At 32.9% G+C, this 5,900-nt stretch carries 7 protein-coding genes; 2 read left to right on the top strand and 5 right to left on the bottom strand.

Annotation, left to right across the window (positions count from 1 at the left end):
* The coding region (locus FPG59_RS16890; RefSeq protein ID WP_217875911.1) for a hypothetical protein at positions 1 to 226 on the top strand (226 nt) is incomplete at its 5' end.
* A 276-nt stretch (positions 227 to 502) separates the two neighbouring features.
* The gene (locus FPG59_RS13135) at positions 503 to 754 is read left to right on the top strand and encodes a hypothetical protein (protein ID WP_086455042.1); all 252 of its coding nucleotides are present in this window, start codon (positions 503 to 505) and stop codon (positions 752 to 754) included.
* Positions 755 to 810: 56 nt separating this feature from the next.
* Here the strand turns inward: FPG59_RS13135 and atpG are convergent, their stop codons facing one another.
* The 5 genes from atpG to FPG59_RS13110 all read right to left on the bottom strand — a co-directional run bounded on the left by atpG (position 811) and on the right by FPG59_RS13110 (position 5,881).
* On the bottom strand, positions 811 to 1,671 hold the full coding sequence (gene atpG, locus FPG59_RS13130; RefSeq protein WP_086455041.1) for an ATP synthase F1 subunit gamma: 861 nt from the start codon (positions 1,669 to 1,671) through the stop codon (positions 811 to 813).
* 70 nt (positions 1,672 to 1,741) lie between these two features.
* Entirely contained in the window at positions 1,742 to 3,319 is a 1,578-nt protein-coding gene (atpA, locus tag FPG59_RS13125; RefSeq protein ID WP_086455040.1) for a F0F1 ATP synthase subunit alpha, read from the bottom strand.
* A gap of 23 nt (positions 3,320 to 3,342) precedes the next feature.
* Positions 3,343 to 4,869: a hypothetical protein gene (locus tag FPG59_RS13120; RefSeq protein ID WP_086455039.1), complete on the bottom strand. Its 1,527-nt coding sequence runs from the start codon at positions 4,867 to 4,869 to the stop codon at positions 3,343 to 3,345.
* A gap of 9 nt (positions 4,870 to 4,878) precedes the next feature.
* Positions 4,879 to 5,412, bottom strand: coding sequence for an ATP synthase F1 subunit delta (gene atpH / locus FPG59_RS13115; RefSeq protein ID WP_086455038.1), 534 nt, complete (start codon positions 5,410 to 5,412; stop codon positions 4,879 to 4,881).
* A gap of 4 nt (positions 5,413 to 5,416) precedes the next feature.
* A complete protein-coding gene (locus FPG59_RS13110) occupies positions 5,417 to 5,881 on the bottom strand; it encodes a F0F1 ATP synthase subunit B (protein WP_086455044.1) in 465 nt (154 codons plus the stop codon).
* Positions 5,882 to 5,900 lie beyond the last annotated feature (19 nt).

The raw sequence follows: 5,900 nt of genomic DNA, 5'->3' as shown, positions 1-5,900 counted from the left end.
CCCACAACTAATGAAATACTTTATTACTCAAACGTTAAAAAATACAATTCTAATTGTGTTCATTTTACTTATACGAAATTTTTTTAAAGATGAAAAAAACATCGACATCTACAAACTATTGGACTTAGAACAAATCTTTTTAATCCTCTTTTTTTCAGTAGCACTAGCAAGCTATGAAACATACAAAAAGAAGCAATCAGACTCAAAAAAGGAACTGAATCCATAAACATCATTTTAGATCTATCCTAAATGACCCTATAGACTTTGAAGTTAAATTATATTGTATACCTTAAAATTCGTATAGAAATACTTCGTTATTCACATCTAAAGAATACTAATAAAATCCTCATAAAAATACTATACATAAAATGATCACACTTCTACTGAAAATAATCATACTATACTGGAAACTAGTCGTGAATTTAATTACAGAAACTTTAGGTTAAATAACGAATTGGCATACTATTTGAAATAAAATTATAGCTATTTCAGTACAAAAAAAATGAAAAAATACATCTACTTTTTGATATGCTTCGCCATATTCACTACAACATCTTACGCCCAAAAAAAAGGCAAAACGGCTTTACCTGAAATTGAAAAAACAGTAAATACAAATCCCTGGCAAAATATAAAAACAATAAAATATTCTTGGTTAGAGACTATAGATAAAAAACAAATTGACTCCATTATGGGAACGTCACTAATAATAACAAGTACAGAAAAACCAGTTAAAACATTCAAAAAGAAAAGCTAACCACAAAAAAAAGAGCCAACATAATGTTGGCTCTTTTTTTATGTGCGTAATAATTACTATCCTTTTAAAGCTTCTGCTCCACCTACAATCTCTAAGATTTCATTGGTAATTGCAGCTTGACGTGCTTTATTATAAGTCAATTTCAATTGATTTCTCAATTCTGTTGCATTATCAGTTGCTTTGTGCATTGCTGTCATACGTGCTCCATGTTCAGAGGCAAAAGAATCACGAATACCTTTATACAATTGAGTTTTTAATGATTTAGGAATCAAGGTCAAAACAATTTCTTCTTTTGATGGTTCAAAAATATAATCACCAGCAGCTTCAGCAGCATTAGCCTTTAAAGATGCTAACGGCAAGAATTGCTCTGTTTGAACAATTTGTGTAGCAGCATTCTTAAACTGGTTGTAGATCAACTCAATCTTATCATACTCACCAGCCACAAACTTTTCCATTAACTCATCAGCAATTCTTGCTACCTTGTCAAAAGTAAGATCATCAAATACAGTACTTTGATTGCCTACAACGTTTAAAGTTTTGCTCAATACATCGTTACCTTTTTTACCAATAGCAAAAACATCTACTTGTTTTCCTGCATAGAATTCAGCACGATTTTTCGCTTCTTTTATGGCGTTAGTATTAAAAGCTCCAGCTAAACCTCTATTTGAAGTTACAACAACTAATAATACTTTTTTAATTTCACGTTGTGTGGTATACTCACCACCAGCGTCACCTTCTAAAGTAGCAGAAAGATTTTGTAGCAGTTCTGTCAATTTTTCGGCATAAGGGCGCATAGCTGTGATTGCATCTTGTGCTTTCTTTAGCTTTGCTGCAGAAACCATTTTCATTGCAGATGTTATTTGCATCGTAGATGAAACGGAAGTAATTCTATTACGGATTTCCTTTAAATTTGCCATTTTGTGTATAGTGAAATGTGAATCGTAAAAAGTGAACAGTTATACTATTCACTTTTCACTTTTCACTAAATTAGTTATATTTTGCTGATAATTCTTTTGCAACAGTTTCAATTACATCCGTAATTTCGTCAGTCAATTTTCCTGCTTTCAACGCATCAAGAGTTCCTCTGTGTTTAGCGTTTAAGAATTCTAAGAAATCTTTCTCAAATTCTCTAACTTTAGAAACTGGTACGTTTTTCAACAAGTTTTTTGATCCGGCATAAATTATAGCAACTTGATCTTCTACAGTATAAGGATCATTCAAACCTTGTTTCAAGATTTCAACGTTTCTTTTTCCTTTTTCAATTACGTTTAAAGTAACAGCATCAAGATCAGAACCAAATTTAGCAAACGCTTCCAATTCACGGAATTGTGCTTGATCTAATTTTAAAGTACCCGCCACTTTTTTCATTGATTTAATTTGTGCATTTCCTCCAACACGAGATACCGAGATACCAACGTTAATTGCTGGACGAACCCCAGAGTTAAACAAATCTCCATCTAAGAAAATTTGACCATCAGTAATAGAAATTACGTTAGTTGGGATGTATGCAGAAACGTCACCAGCTTGAGTTTCAATAATTGGTAAAGCAGTTAATGAACCACCACCTTTTACAATTGATTTCAATGAATCTGGTAAATCATTCATGTTTTTAGCAATTCCATCATCAGCAATTACTTTACAAGCACGCTCTAATAAACGGCTGTGTAAGTAAAAAACGTCTCCAGGATAAGCCTCACGTCCCGGTGGTCTTCTTAATAAAAGAGAAACCTCACGGTAAGCAACCGCTTGTTTAGATAAATCATCATAAACAATTAAAGCTGGACGACCTGAATCTCTAAAATATTCTCCAATTGCAGCACCTGCAAAAGGAGCATATACTTGCATTGGAGCTGGATCAGATGCATTTGCTGCAACAATCACAGTATACGCCATAGCACCTTTTTCTTCTAACATCTTAGCAATTCCTGCTACAGTAGAAGCTTTTTGTCCAATAGCTACGTAGATACAAAATACTGGTTTTCCAGCATCGTAAAATTCTTTCTGATTTAAGATGGTGTCAATACAAACAGTTGATTTACCTGTTTGACGGTCACCAATAACTAGCTCACGTTGTCCACGACCTACTGGAATCATTGCATCAACTGCTTTGATACCTGTTTGTAATGGCTCAGTAACTGGCTGACGGAAAACTACTCCAGGAGCTTTTCTTTCTAATGGCATCTCGTATAAGTCTCCACCTATTGGTCCTTTTCCATCAATTGGAAAACCAAGTGTGTTTACTACACGTCCTACCATTTGTTCTCCTACTTTAAGAGAAGCTATACGTTGTGTTCTTTTTGCAGTAGATCCTTCTTTGATTCCTGTAGATGGTCCTAAAAGTACCACACCCACATTGTCTTCTTCAAGGTTCAATACAATAGCTTCAAGTCCGTTTTCAAATTCAACTAACTCACCATATTGCACATTTGAAAGCCCGTAAATACGAGCAATACCGTCTCCAACTTGAAGTACAGTTCCTACTTCCTCTAGTGTAGCACCAGATTCAAAACCTTCTACTTGCTTTCTTAATATTGCTGAAATTTCAGCAGGTTTAATTTCCGCCATAATAATTATTTTTACCTATTTTTTTATATTGATTTAGAATATAAATCAACTAAATCTTTTAAACCATTAATATTACTGTAATCAATTTTTTCTATGTCACTACTAGATACAGAACCACCGATATACTCTTTTAACTTAGTAAAAAACTTCTCTTCTTTACCTTTTTTAATTAGGATTTGAAAACCTTTTTCCTGTGATGGTATTTTAATTACATAAGAATTTGAAGGTACGTCTTGGAAAATACTCATCTTATCTGTAATCTGTACTTCTTTAAAATATTTCCATGATGCAGAAGCTAAAGAAAGTCCAGCCATAGCACCTAAATCAAGTGCAGAATTATCTTTTGGTGCTGCAACCTCTTCAACTTTGGCTAATAAAGCTCTATACTTTGTCTCAGAATTATCATCATTTACAATGCTAAAAAGGACATTCTCTTTTGCTTTAAAACTGTAATATTTAAAATCACCTTTTTCATTTTTAGCTACCACTTTTAATATTTTCCCAACACCATCTAAATCGACCATGCCATTAGAAGAATTAGCGATTGCAATTTTTTCAAAATCAATAGAAAGTACACCTTCTACTTTTTCACCTTTTTGATCAATTACATACCCTTTCTTGTCGTAAATATTAGATGAGTTTAATTTAGCAGCGTCTAATTTAGCCGTTTTATCAGCTTCTCTTGCCTTTAAAAGAACTTCAGCCTCCATTAAAGTCATGTATTTTTGACCATTAACGTATGATAAATCAACTAATTCTTTTACAAAACTTTCAGAAGAAGCCAAATCCGCATTATTGATTTTGGCAGTTGGAACATAAGTAAAGGTTTTATCCGATTCAACTAATGCTACTACCATTTTTCCGCCTCTCTCAACAGCTTGAACTAATACTCTACCACTTAAAGATGCTATTTCAACATTTAAAACAGGATATTGCGAACTATTTTGTTTCATAGAAACATCATATTTAGCTACCACTTTTGACATGAACTCTTTGTTTTGTTCTTGGGTATACCTATCTGTAAAAGCATCTGCAGGAACAACACCAGAAAAAATCAATTTATCTTTTCGAAAAACTTGATAGTTCATTGCCGCTAGGTCTTTTTCCAAATCCTTGGCAGATTCCTTCAATTTTTCAATCTCTGCTGAAATACTTGGACGCTCTTCAGCAAAAAAAGCATCAAGATTCTCTACACCATTAGTAGTTAAAATATTGTACTTTTTGGCAAGGATTTCTGCAACAGCTTTTTTATAATTCAATGTAAAAGACATTAGAACAAAATCTACTTCTGCAGTTTTTGTACCATCTAAATTTGTAACAACTAACCAACTTTTAGAATTCTGAGCATCAATTTTATGTGTCTTCAATGTTGCAATGATAGCATTGGCATTATTAATTGAAGTATATTTAAACTGCGTACCTGCTTTGTCCTTTTCAACTTTCGCAACAGCAACATTATCAAATAAAATCTGATCATCATCTTCTTTTATTTTCTGACCAAAAGAAAATAACGATGTACCTAGGATTAATAAAAATATAATTTTTTTCATTGTTAGAATTTAGTTACTTAATTCTCTTTTTAAAATTTGTAATCTGTTTGCAACTGCAGCATTGTACTGCTTGTCACCTATTCTAATAATAAAACCTCCTATAATAGCAGGATCTACTGTGTTGATAATTGTAATTTTCTTATCAGACAAAGTAGCTATTTTAGCTAAAACTTTAGCCTCTAAAGCTTCATCCATAGGAACAGCAGTAGTAACAGTTGCTACTTCAACTCCGTTCATTGTATCAAACAAACCATTGTATTCTAATGCTATAGCACCTAAAATTTCAAATCTTTTGTTTTCAAATAACAAATGAAATAAACTTTTAGTCACAGAATTTGCATCAGCAAAAACCTCTAGTAAAGCACTTTGTTTTTGATCAACTTTTAAAGTTGGATTTTCAATAAAGTTTTTCAATTCTAGATTCTCTGTAACAGTCAATGCAATAGTTTTCATATCAACATTAACAGCATCAGCCACACCTTTTGACTGTGCGATTTCTAAAATTGCTTTCGCATAACGAATTGCTGCTCTAGTTCCTGACATAATGTTAGTTTAATTTTACGTCTCCTAACATGTTCTCAACTAGTTTAGATTGAGCTTCTTTGTTAGATAATTCGCTTTTTAATAATTTTTCTGCAATGTCCAAAGATAATGTAGAAACATGAGATTTCAATTCAGCCATTGCCGCATTTTTTTCTGCTGCAATAGCAACTTTTGCTTGCTCAATCATTCTTGCACCTTCTGCTTGCGCATCGGCTTTAGAATCAGCAATCATTTTATCTCTCATTTCACGAGCTTCTTTTAACATAGCATCGCGTTCAACTCTTGCTTCTTGCAAGATACGCTCATTACTAGCAGTAAGATTTTTCATTTCAAGACGAGCTGACTCTGCAGATGCTAATGCATTGTTGATAGACTCCTCACGACTTTTTACCGCTCCTAAAATAGGACCCCAAGCAAATTTTTTAAGTAGTAAAAAGAAAACTACAAAAATTATTGTTGTCCAAAATATTAAACTCTCTGGTGAACCT

It is taken from the genome of Flavobacterium sp. FPG59, from assembly GCF_002150205.1.
Lineage (GTDB): Bacteria > Bacteroidota > Bacteroidia > Flavobacteriales > Flavobacteriaceae > Flavobacterium.
The sequence above is the reverse complement of the archived record's forward strand: the minus strand, read 5'-3'. Positions and strand labels throughout refer to the sequence as shown.

Coding starts and splice junctions, on each gene's coding strand:
- FPG59_RS13135 (WP_086455042.1), top strand. CDS start 503: ATGAAAAAATACATCTACTTTTTGATATGCTTCGCCATATTCACTACA.
- atpG (WP_086455041.1), bottom strand. CDS start 1,671: ATGGCAAATTTAAAGGAAATCCGTAATAGAATTACTTCCGTTTCATCT.
- atpA (WP_086455040.1), bottom strand. CDS start 3,319: ATGGCGGAAATTAAACCTGCTGAAATTTCAGCAATATTAAGAAAGCAA.
- FPG59_RS13120 (WP_086455039.1), bottom strand. CDS start 4,869: ATGAAAAAAATTATATTTTTATTAATCCTAGGTACATCGTTATTTTCT.
- atpH (WP_086455038.1), bottom strand. CDS start 5,412: ATGTCAGGAACTAGAGCAGCAATTCGTTATGCGAAAGCAATTTTAGAA.